At 51.0% G+C, this 24,758-nt stretch carries 21 protein-coding genes; 14 read left to right on the forward strand and 7 right to left on the reverse strand.

Annotated features, from left to right (window positions below; translation table 11 throughout):
* Positions 1-11: 11 nt before the first annotated feature.
* The gene (locus tag ACR0KL_RS09825; protein WP_480776953.1) at positions 12-632 is read right to left on the reverse strand and encodes a hypothetical protein; all 621 of its coding nucleotides are present in this window, start codon (positions 630-632) and stop codon (positions 12-14) included.
* Positions 633-740: 108 nt separating this feature from the next.
* Between ACR0KL_RS09825 and ACR0KL_RS09830 the strand changes: the two genes are divergently transcribed.
* The 3 genes from ACR0KL_RS09830 (at position 741) to ACR0KL_RS09840 (ending at position 4,524) form a co-directional block, all read left to right on the forward strand.
* Entirely contained in the window at positions 741-2,540 is a 1,800-nt protein-coding gene (locus ACR0KL_RS09830; protein ID WP_480776954.1) for an inositol monophosphatase family protein, read from the forward strand.
* A gap of 39 nt (positions 2,541-2,579) precedes the next feature.
* Entirely contained in the window at positions 2,580-2,834 is a 255-nt protein-coding gene (locus ACR0KL_RS09835) for a hypothetical protein (RefSeq protein ID WP_171123521.1), read from the forward strand.
* Positions 2,835-3,051: 217 nt separating this feature from the next.
* Positions 3,052-4,524, forward strand: coding sequence for a DUF2779 domain-containing protein (locus ACR0KL_RS09840; protein WP_480776955.1), 1,473 nt, complete (start codon positions 3,052-3,054; stop codon positions 4,522-4,524).
* A gap of 3 nt (positions 4,525-4,527) precedes the next feature.
* On the opposite strand, the gene ACR0KL_RS09845 is transcribed toward ACR0KL_RS09840, so the two are convergent.
* The 4 genes from ACR0KL_RS09845 to ACR0KL_RS09860 form a co-directional block, all read right to left on the reverse strand.
* Complete coding sequence (locus ACR0KL_RS09845; protein WP_141138502.1) at positions 4,528-4,707, reverse strand: hypothetical protein; 180 nt, start codon at positions 4,705-4,707, stop codon at positions 4,528-4,530.
* 20 nt (positions 4,708-4,727) lie between these two features.
* A complete protein-coding gene (gene ssb / locus ACR0KL_RS09850; RefSeq protein WP_480776956.1) occupies positions 4,728-5,222 on the reverse strand; it encodes a single-stranded DNA-binding protein in 495 nt (164 codons plus the stop codon).
* Between the two features lie 358 nt (positions 5,223-5,580).
* Positions 5,581-6,459 carry a helix-turn-helix domain-containing protein gene (locus ACR0KL_RS09855; protein ID WP_093963830.1) on the reverse strand — a complete coding sequence of 293 codons (879 nt, stop codon included), beginning with the start codon at positions 6,457-6,459 and terminating at the stop codon, positions 5,581-5,583.
* A 253-nt stretch (positions 6,460-6,712) separates the two neighbouring features.
* Positions 6,713-7,333 carry a thermonuclease family protein gene (locus tag ACR0KL_RS09860; RefSeq protein WP_480776957.1) on the reverse strand — a complete coding sequence of 207 codons (621 nt, stop codon included), beginning with the start codon at positions 7,331-7,333 and terminating at the stop codon, positions 6,713-6,715.
* A 391-nt stretch (positions 7,334-7,724) separates the two neighbouring features.
* Between ACR0KL_RS09860 and ACR0KL_RS09865 the strand changes: the two genes are divergently transcribed.
* The 4 genes from ACR0KL_RS09865 (at position 7,725) to ACR0KL_RS09880 (ending at position 13,325) form a co-directional block, all read left to right on the forward strand.
* A complete protein-coding gene (locus ACR0KL_RS09865; RefSeq protein WP_152457318.1) occupies positions 7,725-9,005 on the forward strand; it encodes a hypothetical protein in 1,281 nt (426 codons plus the stop codon).
* Complete coding sequence (locus ACR0KL_RS09870) at positions 9,005-9,784, forward strand: COG3904 family protein (RefSeq protein WP_480776958.1); 780 nt, start codon at positions 9,005-9,007, stop codon at positions 9,782-9,784. The genes ACR0KL_RS09865 and ACR0KL_RS09870 overlap by 1 nt, the downstream gene beginning before the upstream one ends.
* A gap of 23 nt (positions 9,785-9,807) precedes the next feature.
* Positions 9,808-10,200, forward strand: a complete 393-nt coding sequence (locus ACR0KL_RS09875) for a thermonuclease family protein (protein ID WP_170568217.1) — start codon at positions 9,808-9,810, stop codon at positions 10,198-10,200.
* A gap of 98 nt (positions 10,201-10,298) precedes the next feature.
* A complete protein-coding gene (locus tag ACR0KL_RS09880) occupies positions 10,299-13,325 on the forward strand; it encodes a CHAT domain-containing tetratricopeptide repeat protein (protein WP_480776959.1) in 3,027 nt (1,008 codons plus the stop codon).
* 50 nt (positions 13,326-13,375) lie between these two features.
* Here the strand turns inward: ACR0KL_RS09880 and ACR0KL_RS09885 are convergent, their stop codons facing one another.
* Both ACR0KL_RS09885 and ACR0KL_RS09890 read right to left on the reverse strand, forming a co-directional pair.
* Positions 13,376-14,296 (reverse strand): hypothetical protein, encoded by a 921-nt coding sequence (locus tag ACR0KL_RS09885; RefSeq protein ID WP_170568208.1) that lies wholly within the window; start codon positions 14,294-14,296, stop codon positions 13,376-13,378.
* 126 nt (positions 14,297-14,422) lie between these two features.
* Positions 14,423-15,028, reverse strand: coding sequence for an RNA polymerase sigma factor (locus ACR0KL_RS09890; protein ID WP_480776960.1), 606 nt, complete (start codon positions 15,026-15,028; stop codon positions 14,423-14,425).
* Between the two features lie 234 nt (positions 15,029-15,262).
* Here ACR0KL_RS09890 and ACR0KL_RS09895 point away from each other — a divergent pair, with 234 nt between their 5' ends.
* The 7 genes from ACR0KL_RS09895 to ACR0KL_RS09925 all read left to right on the forward strand — a co-directional run bounded on the left by ACR0KL_RS09895 (position 15,263) and on the right by ACR0KL_RS09925 (position 24,619).
* Entirely contained in the window at positions 15,263-16,021 is a 759-nt protein-coding gene (locus ACR0KL_RS09895; protein ID WP_170568206.1) for a hypothetical protein, read from the forward strand.
* Positions 16,014-16,646, forward strand: a complete 633-nt coding sequence (locus tag ACR0KL_RS09900; protein ID WP_170568205.1) for a hypothetical protein — start codon at positions 16,014-16,016, stop codon at positions 16,644-16,646. The genes ACR0KL_RS09895 and ACR0KL_RS09900 overlap by 8 nt, the downstream gene beginning before the upstream one ends.
* On the forward strand, positions 16,612-17,370 hold the full coding sequence (locus ACR0KL_RS09905) for a hypothetical protein (protein ID WP_170568204.1): 759 nt from the start codon (positions 16,612-16,614) through the stop codon (positions 17,368-17,370). Before ACR0KL_RS09900 ends, ACR0KL_RS09905 begins: the two co-directional genes overlap by 35 nt.
* Before the next feature lie 363 nt (positions 17,371-17,733).
* Entirely contained in the window at positions 17,734-18,564 is an 831-nt protein-coding gene (locus ACR0KL_RS09910; protein WP_480776961.1) for a hypothetical protein, read from the forward strand.
* A complete protein-coding gene (ssb, locus tag ACR0KL_RS09915) occupies positions 18,551-18,991 on the forward strand; it encodes a single-stranded DNA-binding protein (RefSeq protein ID WP_480776962.1) in 441 nt (146 codons plus the stop codon). The genes ACR0KL_RS09910 and ssb (ACR0KL_RS09915) overlap by 14 nt, the downstream gene beginning before the upstream one ends.
* Positions 18,992-19,110: 119 nt before the next feature.
* On the forward strand, positions 19,111-24,222 hold the full coding sequence (locus tag ACR0KL_RS09920; protein WP_480776963.1) for a RecQ family ATP-dependent DNA helicase: 5,112 nt from the start codon (positions 19,111-19,113) through the stop codon (positions 24,220-24,222).
* Positions 24,223-24,358: 136 nt separating this feature from the next.
* Entirely contained in the window at positions 24,359-24,619 is a 261-nt protein-coding gene (locus ACR0KL_RS09925) for a hypothetical protein (RefSeq protein WP_480776964.1), read from the forward strand.
* The last annotated feature ends 139 nt before the right edge of the window (positions 24,620-24,758 follow it).

The following is a 24,758-nucleotide window of genomic DNA, read 5'->3' on the forward strand; positions in this document are numbered from 1 at the left end:
CGGGAGCAACCTCATTTGTGCTTTTTCATGAAGGCTCTGAGATTGCTCTCACGCCATGGTTTCCCTGTTGGTGAGGGAGTTTTTTCCATGTTCAATTGTTCGGCTATTGCGTTCACGCTCAGACCGGTTTCCTGAAGCTTTAAACTTCGACGCAATGCAAACGCTTCTCGTTCACGCTTGGAGTTCATCCAGTCCGAGTGCCGCTTGCGCCAATCGCCAAAATGCTGGCCGGGATCGAAAGTCCATTCAGCAGACAGGAGCGGATCAGGTGGGATGCGAATAAATGGCATGTCAGTGTTTTCAAACCATTCGTCCATGTACCCATTCCGACGCCAGTTCTGCACAACTGAAAAATCGACGACTAGAATGGTTGCACTACTGGTTCGACACATGCGCTCAATGAAGTCCAGAGCTGATTGGATATGTACGCTGCCCCTGTCAGGTTCGATTTCGAGAAAAATCTCTTCATGTATGAGATTGTAGTCATGGTTTTTCGCGTATCGTCTGATCAGTTCCATCTGATAGCGAATAGTTTTGCTGACAGTGGCCGCAGCTTCCATATCTTTCGGTAGTTCTACAAAATGCGCCCAAGTAACAGGTAGTGTCCAATAGAAACCTACAGCGTTTTCCAAGCGTTACACTCCCTTAGTTCGAATTCCGCAAAATCCCGAGGGATCCAAATTCAGGTCTGACGGTTGGTTAAGTTGGCGTCAATCGAAAGAATCCACGGAGAACCTTCAATGATCAATAAGACCAAAAACCCGATTTCTAAAAAACTGCCAGCAATCATCCAATTGGTAAAAACGGCCGGTGCAATGATCCGAGCCGAGTTTCATCGACCAGAGGGGCCGCGCGGAACCCTTCACAAGGCCATCGTCGACGCCGAAGTAGAAGCCTTTTTGAAAACAAATCTGATGCGCCTTCAGCCGGCAAGCTGGCTTGGAGAAGAGACTGAAAGCTCGTTGATCGACGGGTCTCTGACATGGGTGATTGATCCTCATGACGGGACGGCGGACTTTATGAAGGGCTTGCGCGGGTCCGCTGTGTCCGTGGCGCTGCTTGAAAACAATACGCCCATACTGGGCGTGGTGTATGCACCCACAGCTCCGGACGATGCGGGCGATCTGATCACGTGGGCAAAAGGAGGCAACCTGAAACGCAATGGAAAGGTTATCAATCCGACCGGTTCCCAAGATAAGCCAATTGTTGGACTAAATGCAGACGCAGCAGATTTTGCCCTGGCCAACCACGTTAGCCTCAAAGGGCTCCGTGTGCGCACACTGCCTAGCCCCGCCTACAGATTGGCGCTCGCCGCTGTAGGGGAGCTCGACGCTGCCATGAGTTTGGTAGGTGGGTTGTCTTCTTGGGATATTGCTGGTGGACACGCCCTGATAATTGGTGCTGGCAAGGTCATCGCACAGAGGAACGGAAGTCCTATCGACTACAGTCAAACCTCCTTCGATGGTGTTGTCGCAGGCGCGGAAGCTTTGGTACGCGGATTGTCCGGTGCCCAAATGACCGCGCACCCGAAATCCGCCCGCTGCCCTGCCGTTCCCTGCAAACGCACAAATCTGCCCGTTAGCCTCTCGCGTGCACATGGTGTCTTGTTGGGACAATTGGCAGGCGATGCGTTGGGGTCATTCGTGGAATTTCAGGAGGCAGAAACGATTGCCCGCAGGCATCCGGGTGGTGTCGACAGTCTTCAGGATGGCGGCACTTGGAACCTGATTGCTGGCCAACCCACAGATGACAGTGAAATGGCTTTGGCACTGGCCCGGAGCCTGTGCGCAATGGATCGTTTCGACAGAGATCACGTGGCGAATGCTTATGTCGAATGGCGGACGTCCCGACCCTTCGACATTGGAATGACAACCAGCAGTGCAATATCTGCGCTGGCACAAGGTGACCCCGTCGCCTCAGATAGCCAAGCAAACGGGGCATTGATGCGTGTGAGCCCTATAGGGGTCTTTGCAAGCGGAACGCCTGCGCTGGCCGCAGAGATCGCACGCCAAGACGCTTCTCTCACCCATCCGAATGAGGTGACCGTTGCTGCCAATGCTGCCTTTGCTGCGGCGGTATCTACGGGAGTGGCTGGAGGGAGCAAGGAAGACATGTGGTCGTCCGCTTATGCCAATGCGGGTCAGGATGAAGGCGCGGCTATTGTACGCGGCCGGCTTCTGGCAGCACGAACGAAACGTCCCACCGAGTTCCAGCATCAAATGGGTTGGGTACTCACGGCGTTTCAGAACGCATTCTATTGCTTGATGGCCGAGCAATCGCTTCGGGATGCGGTGGTTGGAACTGTCGCTTGTGGCGGAGACACCGATACAAATGCTGCAATTTGCGGTGCTCTTGTCGGAGCGTTGCAGGGACGCGATGCCGTACCGTTGCAATGGCGAAATGCCGTTTTGACCTGTCGACCAGTTATAGCGGATGACATCCATCACCCACGAGCCAAAACCTATTGGCCGGACGATGCACTAGACCTTGCTGAGGCGCTGTTAGTTGCAGGCGCGGCGGCCAACCAAGATGCAATTTGATTGCAAATCGAAATTGAGCAAAAGTTGGAGGATTGATCGATGAACGACTTCAAAAACTTGAACAAGCAGCGCCAGACTCTGCTGAAAATCAAAATTGATGGATATATCGAAGCGGCCATTTTGGCCGCAAAAACAAACAACATTGGTTTGAGCGAAGCAGTGTTTCTCACCACACAGGGTTTGATCAGGGAGATGGCGGCGCAGTCTATTGAGAAAGACAAGGCGCGCCTCCTAATGGATGCTGCATTTAAGAGTGCCTTTCCCGAACACCACGCGCGCGTCGCAACCCACTGACGGCTTTTTGCAGTCTAAAGAAATCACTGTTTTCCGCTGTAATGCGTAGCCGTCTCGAAAGTTAGGAGGAACTTCGGTCGGTCGTTGGTGTGATTGAGTGCTATTTCCTTCAGGAACGAACGTGGTCGCGGTATCGCTCCGAAAAACCAGGCGTAGACAAATGAGGGTTATGGTGTTCGTTTACCTGTAGGGCCCACTCTGGAATGCAAATAATACGATGCTATCCAAATCAGATTACATGATGTTTCTCAGGCACCCCGCCTGGCTATGGATCAAAAAACACGCCAGGCATCTGTTGCCGCCAATTGACCCCTCATTGCAAGCACGCTTTGACGAGGGGCACGCGTTTGAGCCTTATGCAGAGGAGCTATTTGGTGATCTCGTTCGCCTCGGTTTTTCAGATTTTTCAGAATACCAGGCTCTGCCCGCGCGTACTCTGGATGCTTGGAGAGATGGTGCGAACGCCGTGGCGCAGGGACGCTTTGAAGATGGAACCATAACTTGCATCTCCGACATCGTGAGCCGCAGTGACGATGGGTACGTTCTGACAGAGATCAAGAGCGGGACTTCTGCAAAGCCCGAACATGCGTTTGATCTCGCATTCCAGCGTGTGGTGCTTGAGGCGGCCGGGTTCCCCATTGCGCGCTGCGAAGTGGCACATGTGAACCGTGATTACGTCAGAAACGGCGAAATCAATCCGCAAGAGCTTGTTGGCATCACTGACATCACGGATGCTGTGACTGAGCAGCTCGAAAAAACACGCACGCGTATCGATCAGGCATTGAGCGTCGTTGCCAGCGGTACGATGCCTGATCCGTCCCCCGAACGTGCGCGCCTTAAATCCTATAGTGAATGGCTGGAGATCCGCGAGAAGCTAGACCCTCCAATCGCGCCGGACAGCATCCACCGCCTTCCGTTCATGAACGCGGAAAAAGCCTCCGAACTCATCGCAGACGGGATCACAAAGATTGACGAGATCAGTGATCCATCTGTGTTGGGCAAGTCGACGCAACGCTACTTGAGAGCAGTGGCGAACGGTGCACGCACTATCGATCATCAGGAGTTAAGCAGGTTTCTGAGCGAGATTGTCTATCCGGTTTATTATTTTGACTACGAGACTTCTCAGAGTTTGCTGCCACCCTGGGACGGAACGCGTCCCTATCAGCAAGTGGCTTTCCAGTATTCCTTGCATATCCAGCATGAGCCTGGCGGAGAAATCGAGCACAGGGAATATCTCCACCGCGCCTCCAGTAATCCGATGCCAGCCTTGCTTAAAAGACTTCGTGAGGACATGGGTGACGTTGGCTCCGTTGTGGTTTGGTATGCGCCGTTCGAAAAATCGCGCAATACGGAAATGGCGGAAACTTATCCAGAGCACGCTGAGTTTCTGGAAGGCCTAAATGCTCGTGTTGTAGATTTGATGAAGCCGTTTGCGGATGAAGTGATCAACGATCCCGCGCTCAAGGGAAGCGCCTCTATCAAGGCCGTTCTTCCTGCGTTTTTGCCAGAACTTTCATACGATGATCTGGATATCAAAGAGGGGGCAAGCGCGTCTCGTCTTTGGAAGGGAGTGACACTGACCCAACCGGACGATCCAGCGCGCGAGAAGGTCTATTCTGATCTTGTGGCCTATTGCACGCGCGACACCTGGGCAATGGTCGCAATTCATCGGGAATTGCTGGCGATGTGAGGTTTAGTGACAATCGTTTATTTCCTCTCTGTAAGATGGTACGCATCCTCCACCAAGCGGCCAAACTCTCCATTTTCTCAATGCTTTGGCGCAGTCCGCTTCTCCGTCTGGTAGTTTTTTCACCTCATGGCTTGCTTCGTATTCTGCAATAGCCTGTTTTTCCGTTTGGGTCAGTTTAGCCATTGTTCTCCACCTGTTAGAACTTAGAAAGGGATGTCGTCATCCAGGTTACGCATTGGTGAGTCAGCGGGCTTAGGCCAGCCGCTCACTAGGTCCGATTGATGAATACCTCCGCTCAGCACTTTCATCTCGCCTCGAAATTTTCGGAGAACTATCTCGACGGTGTGCACGGTCTGACCTTCAAGATTTTCCCAGGTACGCGTCTCAATCGCTCCCTCGACATACACTTTCGTACCTTTGGTTAGCCGCCGTTTGGCTAGGTCCACCAGGTATTCGTCTCGTAGAACGATTTGATGCCACTGCGTCAGCTCTCGCCACGTGTTGGTTTTCTTGTCTTTCCAGCTTGAATTCGTGGCGAGCGAAAACCGACAAATGGATTCGCCATTTTCGAAGATCTTGACCTCAGGCTTTGCACCCAGATTTCCGATAAGAATTGCTTTGTTACTTGATGACATTTTTTCCTCCCGGAACATACCTGTCCCCTGACCACGCAGAGCGCCGCCCTTGAAGTATTTCATTGAATTCGTTGTAGGTTTTGGGCTTAGCGCAAGTTTCGCTTGCGCTTGGCCACCCTGCTACGACGCTTGTGCGCGCGCAGCGTGCGCTCAGAACAATAGTAGCAAGTGACTACGTCCCCGGATGGTGACACGATCACTCGCAGCTTGCATGCTTCATCAAGGACAGCTTGGTCGGCCATTTCCGCAACCAATTCTCTCGCCACTTTTCTGCTCATCCTGTAGCTATAACAGCCGTCACGTGTGTCAGATTCGTCCCCGAAGTTGAGCAGCAACAAAAGCGCTTTGCTTGTTATACTGCGTTGAGCAGCACGTTGTTTTGCGTGTTTTGTGAGGGCAATTGGATTTGAGCGTGAGTGGTTCATCCTTCATCCCCTTCCTCAAACAGCAAATTCTCGAATGTTGCCGCTGCTTTTGGGTCCCTGTCTTTAAAACGCTCAATGAATTTCTTCATGTCGGCCTTGGGCGGCAAGTTGTCCTTCAGCCACTTTAACCGTTCATCGGTGCGGTTCTCGTTCCACAAATCTTTGTGCATCAAATCGAGCCTAATCTTACCGTCTGCTATTGCAGTCGCGAGCTCTTTGTCTCCGCTGGTCAATTCAAGGAGAGCGGTTTCGTCGACAACAAAGTCCTTGCTTCCAGGACATTCACCCAGAGGAGTAACCCGAGTTCTAGACGAACCACCTGCCAAATAGTCAATGCAATTCGCGAACGGGTTACCAACTCCAATGCAGTCTAAGTGGTCGCCGGTTTCACTGTCCGTTCCAAATATCAGTCCGCTTTCTGCAAACGCCAGTTCAAGCGCGACATGTTGTACAGAACTTGGATCAATCGGGTAGCGTTGGCTCACCTTCTCGAGTTCGCTGGCCTCTTGCCTTGCAAGCGTGTCAGAAAACTTTGCGATTGCCGCGAACATTATGGGTGCCAACTCGATTACTTCCGTCTGGCTTACGCCGTAACGGTTCTTCAATATTTGATAAGCATTGTGGGAAGCCACAGACAGCCTGGCGCTCACTTGAATCTTACCAGCACTTTGCTCTTCCAGCCGAGGGTCGAGTTTTTCGGGTTCGATATTTAGTTTGGACGCAATTGTCCTGATGTCTTCCTCTCCAGGTTGGTTCTGCCCAGACAACCACCTCCTGACAGTTCGGATATTTTTCCCAGTCCAGTCTTCAATTAGAGACTGCGTGAGTTTTCTGCTCTTTAGTGTCTCTTTCAGCAGCTTGTGATCGAGTGCCATACATTGTCCTTTGCTTACCTATTGGACATATAATGAAGGGCATATCCTGGTGTATCAAGATGGCACTATTTTGCCCTATTTTGCCGTCTAAGCTATGAAATTTGCATTAATTCGGGAAAAATAGGACGCAAAATAGGGCAAATTTAGATCGCGCGATGCTGCCAGCTTTGTTAAGTAGAGAACCAATGAAAAGCTTGCATCCGGTGATTCTGTGCCGTGATCGCTGTGCGTTAAGGTTTGCTGGCAGATAGTTTCAATCGTTCATCTTCCGAGCCATTTGCTTTGCTTCATATTGCTTCCACAGACCCATGTGTCCATTTTGCCGTGCATTTGCCAACCACAGCTTCTTTCGGGCATCAGGCATTTCCATTGATCGATACTTTCCGCCTGAGAATTTTGGCCAATCTATCGCTAGGCCGAGTTTGACCATTTCTGCGGATAGATCACGGCCATCCTCGAGGTAGCACTTTGCAACAGTCCGTCCGTGGGTATCTTGCTCGGTCACTTCCGCCCTAATTTTTTGACCCTTGCAGAGCGAAACGAGCGCCGATTTTGCCTTCTTGCCATAGGGGTGGTTCATCTCGGGAGCATCGACACCAAACAGACGGACCTGTGTTTTCTTAATGACCAATGTATCGCCATCTACAACGTACGCTGAACCCGCCAGTATCGTGACGTCGGGTCTCGGGACCGTATGGTCTGGATCAAAACTCTGTGGCGGCGTTGTGCGCTGCCGTTGGTTCGTGGTCAATCTAGGTTTCTCATTCACACCTGACTGACTCGACGAAGTAGTTGTATCGCCTGGCCTGTTACTGCGAATTGCCAAATACACTGCAACAGCCAAAACCAAACCCAAAACTATCAAGATTTCCATGAGCTAGGTCTCCAAGAGTTAGGTCAATCAAATTTTTGCTCTGGATCAGGATCGAACCAAGCACACGTTCGGGTTGATACGCTAGGGACACATCATATTCACGCAGGGAGATGTGACGGATTTACCCCGCTGAGCGAATTCACGCGTGTGACAACGAGGCATATGATCCATGCTCATTGCCACTCCCAGAATGGCTATCGGAATTTCAATTGGTTGATGTTTTTCTCGTCTTCTAGAGCTGGCGGCGCAGTTTGGCAGAAAATCGCAGAAGAGTGGCAGCTTCGCAAAAGCAATCAATTAGTATCGTCCAGATGTGCAACCCAGGGTGAAAAGTCTTAATAAATGATTAAGTGACGAACTATCGCGTGATGAGTGTGGAGCCTGTTGTAGTATGACGGAGAACAAGGATCGCTTGACGGCTGAGGAAGCTAAGGGACTTAGGACCGCAAAAGAACTAGAAGGTCATCTTGCGTGGTTGGACACGTTTACCCCCGCAGCCTTGGGTGTCCTAGCCATCGCATCTGGTATCTACACCTATCTCGGCGTGTCCTCATTGCTCGAAGACAACGGTGCGGTTTCTTTCTTCGCTGCGGTCGCGTACTCAATCGCTGTCTCTGTGGGCATCTTCGTGTTTTGGAGCTACATGCTCCGTCTGCTGCCTTCAATGCGTACGGCTAGTGGCTTCATTGGTTTGACGATCTCCACGATTGTTGGCTCTGTCGCAATTATCGCCATGTCTAGCTGGCTGAACGCAGCCGCACTCGCAGGCTCGGCGGCAGTCGAACAACACTTGGAGAATACTGTTCGTGACTACCAAGCTGCTCTCGAGCAAGCCCACGACATAGCCCTCAGCGGTCAAGCGTTGGGTCGCGAAGTGGAACGCGCCCGCCAGAGTTTTGAAGAACTGGCGGAACTCGAGCAGTCCGGAGACCTCTCAGGCACCGCCGGTCGGGGTGCCGTGTTTCGTGTTCTGACACAAAAAGCTGAGGAGTTGCGGAACCTTGAAGAGCAGATCGCGGCGCAGCAAGAACCTATCGAGGAAGCCTTCCAACAAGGCAACGAAATCCTCGCAAAGATGCGCGAGCTTACTGTAGCCCCCGGTCCAGTGGATCGCCGTTCGGTTCAGTTTTCCGAGGAAAGCGTGAAGCTGGCGGGTGTTATCTCGCGCCTCAACCAGTACAGCGTAGCACCACTTGTTGCTCGTGCTGCTGAGGACCTGCCATCCTCGGTCGTACTTCCAGAGCTTGATGGGCGCAGTTCCGACGTGCGAGACGCGCAATCGTCCACAATCAACTCCGTTTTGAATGCGCTGGACCAGCGCAGCAAGACACTCAAGAACGCCGCTGACGAGGTATTGGACATGGAGCCGCCCATCGAGACGGCATATAACCCGATTTCCAGCGCCGATGCAGTAATCAAGTACGCGCACAACTTCGTACCTTCTTGGGCTGGAGCCATAGCCATCGACTTGTTGCCCGCCGTGTTGGTGTTTGTGCTGGCTATCACTCAAGCCGCAATCCGCAGTGGTAAGGACGGCATGAGCATTGAGGATACTCTGACGCTTTCTGACCTTAGAGCGGCAATGAACGCCATGAAGGACGTAGAGGCGACTATGGGCGTGGCAGACGCAGCTATCCTCAACCGCGCCACTCCACAAAAAGATGAAACGTGATGAGCCTGTTAAGTCGTCTCGATCCTCGTTCAGGGCTGCGCTACGTTCTCATCCTACAGCTTGCTATTGCAGGCGTTCTGATAGCGTCGGACGTTCTTGGTGTAATACCAAGCCCGTTCAAGAAGCGTGTTCAACTCCCGACTGGTCCGATAACCCCCGGCGATCAACGTCGAGAGTATCGCACTGACCGCAGTGATCCATCGCTTGTGCCTCAAGACGGGCCACTAGACGTCCCCGTACCTGAAGCATTTCCAAGCCGATTGGACTTCACGGTTCAGGAAGTCGAAGGACTGGGGAGGGTACTTCTACTCAGCGGTCAGATAGAGGTGGATGACTCGTCTCGCTTCGCTTCGTACTTGTCGGACATGCAGGAGAAGCCTGACCTGGTAGCTCTTCACAGCCCGGGAGGAGTGGTTTCAGAGGCATTGTCCATCGGTAAGAAAGTTAGAGAGGCTGAGCTGGCTTCTGCCGTTCTGGCTGGCGCTATGTGCGTGTCCTCATGCCCTTACATCCTAGCAGGTGGAGAAGATCGCATTGTCTCGCTGCGCGGCTTTGTGGGTATGCACCAACACTACTACGAGCAGCCCCGCCTGATACCAGTCGTTTTCGCCGTCGAGAGTATCCAAAAAGGGCAAGGAGAAACCATGCAGCATCTCATCGACATGGGCGTAGATCCTGCGCTCATGCTATACTCGCTGAATACTCCTCCAGAGGAGATCTATGCGCTAGTCGAGGATGAACTCGTAGACACCCGCATAGCAACCCAAATAATCGACTAACACCGGACACCGAGGACTTTGCCTTGTTAAAGACGCTAACCATTGCTGCGGCGCTGTTCGCCACGACTGCCACTGCGGGTGGTCTCCAAGTGCGTGATGCAGACACAATTGTTGTCGATGGCACGCCTGTGCGGTTGCAAGGAGTTGATGCTCCTGAGTTGGGCACCGCCGCAGGGCGCGAAGCGCGGAGGTGGATGGTCAATTACCTTCGCGGCAAAGCGGTCGAATGCAAGCTTACCGGCGAACGAACATACGACCGTTACGTGGGCGTCTGCTACGCCGAGGGACAGGATATCGGTGCGGCCGTCATAGCTGCGGGTTACGCTTTGGACTGCGCGCGATATAGTGGTGGCCGCTACCGCAAATACGAGACACCTGCTGCAAAGTCACGATTGGCAAGAGCTCCTTACTGCTGACCAGCCCAGTACGCCACAGAAAGTGAACGGCACCAATAGATCAAAGCGCTACTTCGCTTGAATGATAAAAACGTAGAGCAGGATAGTACTTTAGAGCCATGGCTTGTCAGAGAATTCATTCGTTTCTTCGAACTATTGGTTTTGCAGCTTTTTCGGTCTGGATATTGCACCCGAGCCTAGGCGTCTCGCAAGGCGTTGGAACAGAGGTTGAGCACGCAAGAACACTCAACACGCATTCTCCCGCAGAGGAACTAAGTGCGGCAACCGGCCTCTTGCAAGCTGGACAATATGCAGCTGCGTGTGACGCCTACAAGAAATTGTTATCCCATCTCGAAGTTTCCGGCACGGCTGAAGATTGGATTTATCCCACAGCGATGCTTGGGCGCGGAATATGTTTAAAAGACTTGGCAATTTTTGCTGAGGCGGAGACGACTCTGGTCAATGCGGCGCGGAAGTTCGAAGGTCTATACGGCTTTAATGACGCAGGGCTCGCAGCGGCCTACAATAATTTGGGATTGGTTTACCTTGGGACGTCGCGCCTGGACAAGGCTTCAGAAAGTTTCAGCAAATCACTCGAAATCCAAAAAGCTACCAGTGGAGAAAATGGTCCGGCAACGGCCGTGGTTATGCTCAATATTGGTTTGTTGAAAGAAAAAACCGGGCAATACCAAGAAGCCCTTAAGTACTTTGACGATGCCTTTCATCTGGCTAGTGACGCAAACGGACCCAAATCGCTAGTAGTGGCCGACAGTCTGCTGGGGATCGCACGTATTCGCACCTTCCAAGGACGTTATTCAAAGGCGCAATCGCTCCTCAGAGAAGTGCTGGAAATACAGAAAGGTTTACTTGGCGCGTCGCATCCCTTTATCGCCACAACTCTGAATGAGATTGGCACAGTAGAATTACATCGTGGTAACTTGGATTTGGCTGAAGGTCTGTTGCAAACAGCGCTTGGAATTGCCGAAAAGACCTTGCCAGAAGGTCACCCGACAGTCATATCGATCCACTCAAACTTGTCTGAAGTCTTGGTTTTGTCGCACAATTTTGATGAGGCGGAGGCAACTTTAACTACCGCATTGCAATATGCGGAAGATCGAGTTCCTCAAGATCCAGACGAGCTTGCATCGATCTATCAAGCTATCGCGCAGCTCTACCTCAAAAAGGGGGATTTTGAGGAAGCCAGGGGTTTCTCGGAGCTTTCCATAAACTTCGCTGAAAAGCTCCACACAGATGCGCACCCGCTTGTGTCTCGAGCAATATTGTCACTTGCAACCCTGTCCCACAAAACTGGGAACAGTCGGGCTGCGGCTGCGCTTTTGACGCGAGCCCTGGAAGCAGGACCAATCTCCGGCGGAGACCTTTGGTCTGCACAGTTGATAAATGAAGCTACGAAAATCGCCCTGGAACTGGGCGACATTCCAGAAGCTTGGAGGCTTTCCAATGGTGCTGTAAGTGGAGCTGCTGTCCAGTTCTTGAACAAGTCTTTTGATTGGGAAACGGCGTTTTCTCGCGACAGGAAAGCCATCAGGGAAATTTATGAAACGTACTTGGTCTTGTCGCAAAAAGCGTTTGAGTATGGTCTGATTGATTACGATGAGTTTGTTCAACGAAGTTTCGAAGTAGCTCAGCGTCTCAACGCAGACACAGTTTCCAAGTCATTTTTGAAGGCAGAATCAAGAAGAATTTTTGCTGACGAAAAATTGCGGGAATTGCTTCAGGAACTGGAAGTCGGAAACCAGAAGTTGTGGCGCTTGAATAGAAGTTGGGCCACATCATTGATATCGATGTCATTTGGAGATTCTGTCTCCAGTTCGGATACTGCTTCAATAGTCGACGAGATTCGTACGACGCAATCGCGGCAGTGGAATAACTTTACACAAGTCGAAACTCAATTCCCAAAATACTGGGCGCTGTCTCAAGCTGTACCTCTCGCTTTAGCAGACGCCAAATCGGCACTGTCTCCGGGCGAAGCCCTCGTTAAATTCACTGTTTTGGATGAAGCTGTCTTTGCTTGGACCATTCAACCTGATAAAGCCAATTTGATCGTTATTGATCTCAGTCGTTCAGCGTTGAACGAAATGATAGTGCGACTGCGTCAGGGAATTGACCTTACCAATGTTGATCGGCCAATTGATGTGCCGCCTTTTGATTTGGAGCTAGCGCACCTTCTGTATCAGGCACTATGGCAGCCCTTGGAAGATGGTATTCGCGGTGCCGAAAAAATTCTTATTGTTTCAGACGATAGTCTGCGCAGCCTGCCTTTTAGTCTTTTGGTGACCGAGGAAGCGGAAGGACAACGATATTCTGACGTAAATTGGCTGGTTTACAAATATCCCACTAGCACTTTGCCTGGTGTTTCCAGTCTGAGATGGGCCGATAGTGGTAGGCAAGAATTTGTCGCGAAAGCACCATTCATAGGTTTCGGAGATCCGTTGTTTGACTCCTTAAGGTCAGTGGACGAGCAGCTTCAGGCTTCCTCGCTCGTCATGCGCGGCCAAGTTGTTGACACAACGAAGTTGTTTGAATTTCCAGCCTTACCCGCAACATCCGAAGAGCTCTCTTCTATTGCCGAAGCGCTCGGCGCTGAAACAAATGCTGTGTATCTGCAAGAGCGTGCATCAGAAACAAATGTCAAATCTGCTGATTTGACTAAGTACCGTATCCTTGCATTTGCCACGCATGCGCTCATTGCTGGGGAGTTAGATGGGTTGAACGAACCTGGATTGTTGCTCTCGACCCCGACCATTCCCAGTGTCGGGGACGACGGATTTCTTTCTGCAAGTGAGGTTGCGGGCTTGCGGCTGAACACGGATCTAGTTGTACTTTCTGCATGCAATACCGCTAGTCCAAACGGCTCTTTAGGAGCCCCTGGTTTGTCCGGCTTGACGCAGGCTTTCTTGTTTGCCGGCACTGAAGCTGTTCTTGTTTCCCATTGGGCGGTAGATTCTGGTGCAGCAGCCGAATTGACAGTCAATTTGATTAATCATGTAGAGTTTGGTTCGACTACAACTTATGCAGAAGCACTTCAGAAATCGATGTTGAAGATGATCCGAAATAGCGAAAAGAACCCATACTATGCGCACCCCGCATTCTGGGCCCCGTTTAGTCTGATCGGACGTGGCTAGGGGATCCAGGAGTACACGTCCTATGGTTTCGAAATATTCGGGCAGCTTTCTCAATTTTTTGAAATGAAAAGGATGTCTTGTGGCGGGCTTGCTTCCGTCGAGACCTCAGGCACAGCTGAGTCAAGCAGAAGGATGTTCAGCTCAGTTCTTGAAAGATCAACTCTTTGTTTCAATTCGAACGCAAGTTGTTCAGATAGGACCACTACCGAAAATTCCATAGGACTCAGTTCTTCGGAGCCATCTGCGATCCCTGCATTGATTGCGGCGACAAGTGCTTTCTTTTTCAAAGTACCAGTATCGGATAGGCCGGAAGTTAGTAGATCAGACAAGTCCTGAGTCGCTAAAATGAGTTTTTCGGACGTAGCCACTTTCTCGAGATCTGGTTGCGAAGGTATCGAATAAGTGTCCGGGTTGCTTGCACTGTCATTATTTTTCTCTCCACCCCCGCGAATAATGATCTGGTTTTCACCTTTAGACTCAGACGCAACGTAGAGCTCCGCTATCTCCACAGCTTGGTGCCCCCTATCCTGTGCTAAAAACAAAAACGCAAAAATTGCGATTGTAGCAACAGCACCTGCAATAGGCGCGAACTGACGCCGACCGAAGAGGCTATCGAATCTTGAGCGAAGTCTTTCTGCGAGGCTGGGTTGAATAGGTGGCATTGGCGGCGCAGCATCAAGAAACGCTCTCCTAGCACCTCGCCTGATATGGTCCGGTGCACCGGTCTGATCATAAGCAGCTTCTTCAATGCGTAGCCCCAAATAAGTTTGAAACAGCTTGTCAGAGCTAACTATTGATTCCTCAATTTTTTCCATTCGGGATTCCGGCAGTGCCTCGTGCACAAAGGCGCGCAGGTCTTCCACACTTGGATTAGGAGAGGCTGAGTCACCTTCACCCAAATCTGGCGCGTATTCATCTGATCTCGCAATGATGCGTAGAAACCGGGAATTGGCTTTATCAGCGGTGGTCATATCTGAATCTTATCTTCATGGATTGGTCGGACTGCCGATAATTGGTTTTTGGGGCAAGCTTCATTTGGACGTGAACATACGCTATTTTTGAATGAGACGAACATCTGGGTTACAATCTTACACCTCTTATGAGAACAACAGCGGGTTCAATCGTCGAAAAGCCTGCGTAAGTCTTTGTTCCGCACGGTGGTAGGCTGTGTAAAAGGCACCAGGCGATATACCGAGTTCCTTAGCACATGTTTGTGGATCCAAGTCTTTAAAAAGTCTTAGACAAATCAATCGACGGTCACGTTCTTCAAGGGTCAGCTTAGTGGACTTAAGTTGTTCTCGAAGCTGCTTCGCGCCCAGTTCTTGTTCTACAGGAACCTGTTCAGAGTATTCTTCATATTCTTCATCCAGGTTGAGTTCTTCAAGACCGGAAGGTCTTATGCGTTTGCTGCGATAGTAGTCCCTCACGAAATTCCCTAGAAGCGTCACGAGGTATGTACTGAGTGCGGCCTCACCATTCCACAAGGCTACGCGTCTGAAATTTTGGTCCGCAAGATGAAGGAAAAAGTCGTTGTAGAGATCGTCAACGTCCTGTGGCGCCACCATTCTGTTTCGGCGTAACGCTGCGTAGAAGAGTCTTTCAAACCTATCGAAGAAATCACCAATAGCTTCACGCTCGCCTCGTTGCATTCTCGCAACGAGGTTCTTTTCTGGTTCAAACACATCGTGACGATTAAAAACCAAAATCTTCTCAGTTCACTTCGTTGCCTGCACCACACCGTCGGATGGCAAAAAGTTTTCAATATTTTAGCCAACTTGCAGAGTATTTCAAAAAAAATGTTCTCTGAAGTGTAAGAACTTCACACGTCACTCCTCCACTCAAATGAAAGGACGAAAGAGGTCAGTCCTTTGAGCAATATGGAGGCAGAGACAATTGGTCTTTGACAAAAAATGAGTGACGTATCGAGCAGTAGAGCAATGGCAGATTTACTTGTCGCTGATATTCAAAGAAAAGAAGCCCTTACAGCGAGGCGACCCTTAAAGATCCGGTCTAGTTTTCATAACGAAATTGGATTCAAGAGGGCACTGGTCAAGATCAAGCGGCATTACGCCTCGCTTGCATGTGGACCCTTCCGGGCAACCCGCAGCGCTTTTTCGTTTTGCCAATGGGCACCTGGGAAAGACAAGTTCGGTGAAGTTGGTCTGACAATACAAAGATTGAGCTGGTCGGTTTCAGGGGAAACCGAATTTCAAACAATTGTCGGTATTCGACGGCACGCTCTGGCAAGAATTATTCAGCGAACACCGCACAAAACCCTTGCTGCGTTAAGTGAAGCCTTACCGTTGGCCTGGCTTCAGATGGGGAACTGGTCGGGAGCGCATGAAGGCGACAAGTTCGCGCTTCCCATGCGAGGCGGTTACTTGATCGTAGGAGAATGGTTATTGAGCCAAAACGGGCATCTTTACCCAGTCGTTTCGACCGTCCTAAGCTGGTCATTAGAGCCCAACAAAATGGCATTTAGCGACGCCTACAATCGGTTGGCCGGCTCTCTCTTCGATGCTCGGCATTCTCCCAGTTTCCCGACTTTGTTTCAGGAGCAACCTAGCGATGCTCAGAAACAAACAATTTTTTATGCGGCAAGAATTGGTCGCCAGTGGAGCGCATGCCGGACGCCGTGTTGTGTCACGCCCAGTACTCATCGAAATATCAGCAAGAAGGAAGCAGAAAATGCTTGAACGCGACAAAATACCAGTGCCGAGCAGAAAACTAATCGAAGCTGATATGAGGCTCATTGCAAAGCGCGCAGTCAGGCTTGAAATTTGTCAAAAGGGTTGGTTCGAAAATGCTTCGGTAACCATTGGCTACCATGGGCAAAAAGCCTCAAAAGGCGGCAAGACACGAGGTGGACGGGTTAAGGTGTCCATCGCAAATCCGCCAAGGAGCTTTTTGACACGAAGCGAAATCGAGTCTTCCTTGCAGTCTGCGATTAAGTTCAAGCGCCCCAAATATGAGCGTGATTATAGGCGTTACCTAGATGCGATGGACTGTGTTGGAAAGGACTTCTTTCGCCTGGAGTATCATAGCATCCGCCACGATCCTGAAATTGGAGATGGCCCTTTTGACAATCGAACAAAACGGTACGCCATGGGAGCGCTGCTCAGCCACGAAATCGCCCATGCCGTGTGTGCTAATCAGGCTGAACATGCAGCACATCGACTGGATCTCCTGCACTTAATGCCCGCGCAAATGCGCGCGCACCAGAAGCTCTGGCGGGAAGTCTATCGAGCACTACGTCGCGACTTTTTTGGGTTGTTGGATCAACACTATGAAAACAAAAGGGAGCGGTGCGAAGATGCTTGAATTCTCGATTTGGCACCTGATGCTTGCCGTATATTTCCTGCTTCTAGTTTTTTCCCTTGTTAAAGTGGACAACAAAGAAAGACTGCGCAAGATGCTTGGCGCAGGCTTTCGCAGACACCAAAATGTGCCTGCATCGGTTCTGCTCGTGCTTCTGCGCATTGCGTGCTTCATGGTTTTTTGGCCTCTTTTCGTAGGTGTTTCGAAACAATCCAAATTCACGGCTGCACGCTTACTCAAGACCAAAAAAATTGAATACGGCGAAGACGATGCTTGGGGTGAGGACAAAATTACTGAATTCGTAGATGGGTTCGCAGAACGCCACCCGAATGGACTTGACCTAGGGGACTGCCGGTATCTTTGGGAGCCCTTGGAAAGGGCATTTGACACTATTCCTCTTCGTGAAAAAGAAATCGTGTTTCAGCAACTGTCTGAGCGAGGAATAGGGCTAACTGGCGCAGCGAAAACAAACGAAGGGCAACCTCTGGTTCTGGCATTCAACCTCGTCGACCAATTGACATCTCCAATTGTGCTATCCAAGGGCAATGAGGACCTAGAACGCAAGCTATACTGGCTCGGTGATCGTCGAACTTCGTTTAGAGTTCCCGACGACGTTTGGGCGTTTAACACGAGATCATGTACTTGGCAAAATCTCGCGGGTCGGATGGGGTTCGCTAAGGTTAAAGGCGGTATGGTGATCAACCTGCATGTTACGCTGATGAATTGAGCGGCTTTGGAATACCTCCGAGCCAGCATTCCGACACACCTATGCCCGTTCCCTGTATGCGATACAGCGATGGCCGATATCGTCAGTACGAAAAGACTACCGTCAAGTCACAGTTGCAATGTGCTTTCTGCTACTGAGCAGTCGAAGCGTTGGAGGGGTGAGAGAAACCAATCGTCTGGTCTAAGTGTTTTCGGGCCCTTGAGATAGCAAGTCGGAAGTGGTGCGGTTCAAGTTCTGCCTGAGCTGAAAATACTGGCAAAACTATAAGTTTTGGCGTTTGCTAGCAAGCTTTTGGCAGCTTTTCGCAAGTTATTGGCAGGCCGGATCCCAAGGTAGAATTAGGATACGCGTGCGGAGTTCAGTATGGACGATGAATTTGAATTACATGAGTTTTTCCATGTTTGGACAACCAACGATGATTGTCCAGCAGATGGCATTCTTTTGTACAATCCGGACAACGAAGACGAATATGTTGTACGAGGCGTGGACAACGCAGGATTCGAAGTTTCTGACGCCAACGGAGCTGTCAGGAAACTCCTTCGACAGGCTCTTTCGAATTGGATTTTGATTGTTCCAAGGGATCATGATTTACACAATCTGATCCGAACAACGAAGACTCCGGCCGACGAACGTCGAGACATCATCAACAAACTTACAGGCAATGGTCTCCCAGTTGTTTCTATTCAAAACCTGGATGACCTTCGCTTGGTCAGATGGGCGTGGACAACGCAGTTTTCGCGGACTGATCGCGAGACAAGACATAAGTTCTACTCAGCCGTAAAAAAATTAGAGAACTTTTCGGAGCATTGGCCCGCTTCGATCAAAATTGGGCGAAGCATTGTCGAGCATTGGGCAAGCCAGGTCGAAGACCACATGCCCGCCGATTTGCTGATCCATCTCGCGTATTACCGACGCTGGTCTTCTGATACGCGTGCTGCTCTAGAAGCATCAGATTGTTTGGTTGGAACACGAATTCGGCACGACCTGACAGATATGCAAAGAAGCATTTTGGCAACGGAGCGTGCGGCTGCATTCATGGATCTGTTCGAACGAAGCGGCTCTGGTCTTGAGGATGCAGAGCGGTACTTAAAGTACTCCCAAGGCGCCAGCAAAGGCAAAAACAGCACTGAAAACTACCTGGGATGGCAGCGTTATAACAAGTTAAGAGAGGGTGCTCACGTTGGCGGGTATTAATAAAGTTATCTTGGTGGGGAATCTCGGAAGAGATCCTCAGATCAATGAAATCTCCAGTGGGAAGAAGGTTTGCAATCTAAGTCTTGCAACCAGCGAACGCTGGAAGGATCGCGCTTCCGGAGAGCCGAGATCGCGTACTCTGTGGCATTCAATCGCGGTGTATCGTGAAGACCTAGTCAAGGTAGCTGAACAACTCCCAAAAGGGGCAAAGGTCTACGTTGAAGGCAAGATCCTGACAAGAAGCTGGTCGGAGAAAGCAGGGGAAAAACGCTACAGGACCGAGGTGGTGCTGGATGGTTTCGCTTGCAAACTCTTCAAACTTGAACGGGAACAAACCAACGAACAAGAGCGTCCCGCAGAGTCGATAAATGCTGGATCACCAAAATCCAACGTAGATGATTGGGATCTCACTGATCCGCCTTTTTAGAAGCGTCGAGCTGCCAGTGTTGCGCGAGATACACGCGATCTGATCGTATTCAAATTATTGACTTTATTCTGTGGCACTCAGCGTACTTCTTTGAATTAAATTGACCTTATGACAGGCAGATGGACAGAAACGTACCAATAGCCGACGCTGATTGCGTGCAGCAGATTGCTGCGATTGATCTCGAGGTTTGTCCGGAAACCTCGAGAATAATTGCTATTGGTTCTATTCGCTCAGACAGCGAAGAGACATTCCATTGGCGAGGCTCAGACGCGAGTAAAGGTGCCAATAGCTTAATCAAGTATATTCAGGGTGCGGAATTCGTAGTTGGACACAATCTTGAATCTTTTGATCTGGCGCACCTGTTGGTCAATCAGCCGAGCCATCATTTCGACCAAATTCTACACGTCGATACTCTGTGGCTTGCAGCGCTCGCATGGCCTGAACCAAGGTCACTAAGGCTCAAAAAAATAAATCGCGACGGCGCGCTTGGAGCGGCGGAGCCAAACGACCCAGTCTCGGATGCAAAAGCTGCTTTGCGACTTTATCGCGACGCTAAATCGGCGCTGAGAGACCGTTTGGCATCCTCTCCAGATCTTGCAACTGCGCTTCACGGGGCAACGCTCGATCATGCCGCTTTCGCGAAGGGCAAGCTATTTTCTGAGTTGCTGGATCAAAGCCCCCCATCCAGAGAGCAGCGCGATGGGGCTGTGAGGCGACTGTCTGCTGGTCGAATTTGCGAAGCTCAAATTGATGTATTGCTGGAATTGGTTCGTGAGGGGGATCCGTCCATCCCGTACCTGCTGAACCGAATAGCATCGACACGGCCTGGAGCGGGCTTTTCGCCTTGGGTAAGGCGTCGGTTTCCAAGTGTTCAATCAGCCTTGGAATTGCTGAGAGATAGTGTCTGTGAAAGCGCAGACTGCAAATGGTGCGCAACACGGAGGAACAGCAAGGGTGCGCTGAGACGATGGTTTGGCTACGAAGACTTTCGAGCGTCTCCGAAGACAAAAGACGGCTTGCCGATGCAAAAGGCGATTATCGATGCCGTATTGGAGCGAAGAGATGTCCTGGGCATTCTCCCAACTGGAACGGGAAAGTCGATCTGCTACCAACTGCCTGCTCTTGAGCGACATGATGCACTAGACCAGCTAACTGTTGTCATTTCGCCTCTTGTTGCTTTGATGGCGGATCAGCGCGAAGGGTTGTTAAGAAATCACGGTGTTGACACCTGTGTCGTGATAAATGGTTCTCTTTCTCCGTTGCATCGACAAGAAGCGCTGGACCAGGTCACCTACGGTGATGCGAGCATGTTGCTGATCGCGCCCGAGCAGCTCCGCAACGTGACCATTCGGCAATCGATAGACAGCCGAAAAATCGGGTTATGGGTTTTCGATGAAGCACACTGCATCAGTAAATGGGGTCATGATTTCAGGCCCGATTATAGATACTCAGTTCGATGCCTCGCGGAGATTGGTGGGGACGATCCTCCGCCGCAAGTTTTGTGCGTGACGGCCACAGCCAAAAAGAGCGTTGTCCAAGATATATGTGATCAGATCAAGTCGGTCACCGAAAGAGATGTGTGCCTGATAAATGGTGGTGCCTCGAGAACAAACCTGGAGTTCAGTGCCGCGCCAATTACCAAGTTAACCAAGCTTGGGGTTGTGAGCGAAACAGTACAAGAGCAAGTCGGGGATGGGGCGAGCTTAGTCTATTGCGCGACCCGGTCAGAAACTGAACGAGTAGCAGATGTTTTAAAGGCGATCCCGGTCAACGCGGCAGCCTACCATGCGGGATTAGGTCGCGAGGTCAGGCAACATGTGCTGGAAGATTATCTGGGCGAAAAATTGGCCTCAATTGCGGCTACAAATGCCTTTGGCATGGGAGTTGACAAGGCGAATATTCGTTTGGTTGTTCACGCGGATGTCCCTGGATCTTTGGAAAATTATCTCCAGGAAGCGGGGAGAGCAGGTCGTGACGGGGAATACGCAAGATGCAACCTTCTTTATGATCCCGCTCAAGTCGAAGCGCATTTTCAGCGTCAGGCTCAAAACAGACTATCTCGGCGAGAGGTCGGGCGTGTCCTTAAAACGCTTCGAGATATGGCGCAACGTTTCGCAAAAGACGACGAACTTGTCGTTCAGGTAGATGATCTTTTGCGACGAGCCGGCATACCAGCGGGGCATAACGGATCTGGACGAACGCGAGCCATAACTGCCATTGCGTGGCTTGAGGAAGCTGGTTTGCTCACGCGAGGTGCAAATCGCGTTACAGTTGAGCCATCCTGCCTGCGGGTCCGCACCGTCGCAGAAGCCGAAAGCGAGTTGAGAGCAAACGGTGTAGCAGCTGCGAGAGTCAAAGCTGCGCTTTCAATTTTGACGGTTCTACTCGAAGCCGCTCCGACAGAAAGCTTTACGATAGATGACATTGCTGACATCGTTTCGCGATCAGGTTGGCAAGTGCGCGAAATCCTGCGCGATCTTGATCGCATTGGCTTAATTGCGAGAGACACGAACGTGGTGGTCTACATTGCACATGGGGTGCAGAATCCGTCTCGTGATAAGCTGGCTCGCGTGGCGTCTTTGGAGCGGGCGATGCTTGATGCGTTGCAGGCCGATCTTGCAACGGCGCCACCGGAAGGAGTTGTGATCAACCTAAGACGCTTAGCCCAGGACCTACGAGACCGAGGTCAAAACGGGCACAGACCGGATCAATTGTTGCGACTTCTGCGGACATTAGCAACCGATGGTCGACGAGACCTTGAAGAGATACCTCCGATTGGCATGCGACCAATTGATCGTGAAAGAGTTCATCTCGTCTTAAACGGAACTTTCGATGAGCTTCGCAACGTCGCGGATAGACGCCATTCAGTGGCCAGCATGATCGCGGCGAAACTGGAGAGTAAGTTAGAAAAGGGTGCCCAAGGCGGATCGCTGCCTGTCTCAGTCCCTTTGACAGAACTCTACGATCTTATTCAAAACGATATAGAAATGCGTTTCTTGATTGCGGAATTAGGAACGCGCGTTGTGGACCGTACGTTGCTGTGGATGCATGCAATGGACGTTCTGTTTGTCGGCTCTGGTCTCTTTCTCTTTGCACCAGCAATTACCATTAAGCTCACGCCTGAGCCGCGCACATTCACAGAAGCTGATTTCAAGCCGCTAGAAGACCACTATACCGAACTTACGAGGCAGGTTCATATCATGTCTCGCTATGGGGAACTGGCTATCCAGGACAGCGATCAGGCGCAAAGCTTGGTGCGGGACTATTTTGATATGGAAACGGCCCCATTTGTTGCGCGCTGGCTCCCAAATATGAAGCAACCCGAAACGGAACGACCAGTTCAGCCGGAGCTCTATGCGAAGATTGTTGACGATCTTCGCGCACCCGACCAGATGCGCATTGTGGCTGACGACCGACAAGAGGCAAATGCACTTGTGCTCGCAGGGCCCGGATCCGGAAAAACCCGTGTGTTGGTCCATCGCATCGCGTACCTGCTCTCTGTTCGACGGGAAGACCCGGCCGGAATCATCGCCCTTGCATACAACCAGCATGCAGCTCAGGAAATTCGATCACGGCTGAGAAACCTGGTGGGAGACAGCGCGCGGCGGGTCACCGTCCGAACCTGTCATGGTCTCGCGCTTTGGCTGACAGGACGAAGTCTCGTCGGAGAAAGACCAAAAGGTGAGGATTTTCGCGCAATTCTGCGCGAGGCGGTTCGGATCATGCAAAGCGATGCCCAAGCAAAAGAAAGCTTGCTGGAGGGTTACCGATGGATACTGGTCGATGAGTACCAGGATATCGGACCAGATGAGTATGCCTTAATTTCGGCAATAGCGGGTCTTGCCAGAAGCGACCCGGACAATCGCAGAACACTGTTTGCGGTAGGTGACGACGACCAGGCGATCTACGGGTTCAATGGTGCGTCAGTGGAGTTTATCAGAAAGTTTTCAGAGGATTTTCGTGCTCGACCAAGCTATCTGACGCAAAACTACAGATCGACCAGGAACATTATTGAAGCTTCCAACTCAGTGATCGGTCCCGCAAGAGAAAGAATGAAGACGGATCATCCGATTAGAATTGACGCATCACGACAAAACCACCCGGAGGGAGGACTACTGTCCGACCGAGACCCTGTCGGACGGGGCCGTGTCCAGGTTTTAACTGGTCTGACCAATCAGACGGACCAGGCTGTTGCAGCTGTGTCAGAACTTAATCGGCTGTCCACAATTACAGGCACTTGGTCCTGGAGCAACGCGGCTGTCATATCCCGCACCTGGAATGCACTAGACCCAGTGCGAAGCTATTGTGAGAGTCTGGGTATTCCTGTTGTGGATCGCCGCGAAGTCAGAGACCGCCCGACTCTTTGGCAACTTATGGAATATCAAAGATTGGCAAACTGGCTGACAGCACGAGAAACACCAATGGTAGCTGTCCCAGAAATGCAAGAATGGATCGCATCGCAGGGAACAAGCTCTGTGTGGAAAACCTTGAGCAACCTTACTGAACAAATGAGGGAGGATCTCGGCGTTGGTGAGATTTCAGCCAAGGATGCGTTGTCATGGATTGGGGAATGGGGCCGTGAATACGGTATTGCCGGAAAGGGTCTGACACTAGTAACCGCGCATTCCGCCAAGGGATTGGAGTTTGACAATGTGGTGGTACTGGATGACGCCTGGCAGTCAAAAGCAAACGAGGACCCTGACGAACAGAGGCGACTCTTTTATGTTGCGATGACGCGTGCTCGTAACTCCTTGTGTCTCTTAGAAGGCGCAGATCGGCAAGCTTTCGTGCCGGAGGAAGAGGCAGGGGCTTTCTTGCGGCGACCTGGAAAGGTGCCTTCCTATAATCGCGTAGCGACTCAACGGCTCTACCGGACTGCATCAATGCGCGAGGTGAATATTGGGTTCGGTGGAAGGATAGCCGGCAATTCCGCTGGTTACCGTGCTCTATCCCGAGCTCAAACGGGCGACGGCCTTCGTCTAACCTTAGATGAAGGCAATGGCTGGGCTAATTGGCAGCTGAGAAATCAAAATGGAGACGTCGTTGGTTCTATGGCGCGGGCATTCTCGCCGCCGAAGGGGTATATTTGTGAAAGAGCAGAAATCGGTTGGATGGTGTCCAGAACAAAAGACCCCTCGAATACCCAAGGCCATCGGGCTCCTGTCAGAGATGAGTGGCCAGTGGTCGTTCCAAAGTTCGTTTTTCGCCCGACAGAACCCCAAGTTGCTTGAGCGGCAAAACAATCTTAGTCGGTCATTTGTATCTTTCCAGTTGACACTTCTAGACAAAAAATTGACCGACTTTCACAAGTTGCTCCCTAACGTTGATACCACTTTCAGAGCAGTGATAATAACGTAGGAACCAGACATGATTGTGAAACGGACAGAAGCAGTAAAAGTAGAACAGGCTGAATTCAATGAATTACTTCGGTTGCACGCGCTCGCTTCTCAAAAGCAACAAGAGTTGCTGACGATGCCGAGCCGGGGTGAGCGAATTCAGAAACAGATTTACGTTTGGCAGAAAGTCGCACAAGGTCTCCGAGATGCTTTGACCCATTTAGAGCCTATTGAACAATCTGAGCCTGGTATCAATGAAGCCGAAAGCGAGGATGAAGAACTCGCGTTTTAAGACCACTGATTGGGCGGGCATTTGTTCATGTTTGAGCCCTTGTCGTAGTGCAGCAGTCCAAAGCAAATGAAGAGCTGATAGTACTCTCGTTCTCTGGTCAGAGGCGAGGGTGCTCTCGCTTACACAGACAGAAAAATCT

The sequence above is a fragment of the Ruegeria sp. C8 genome (genome assembly GCF_056537565.1).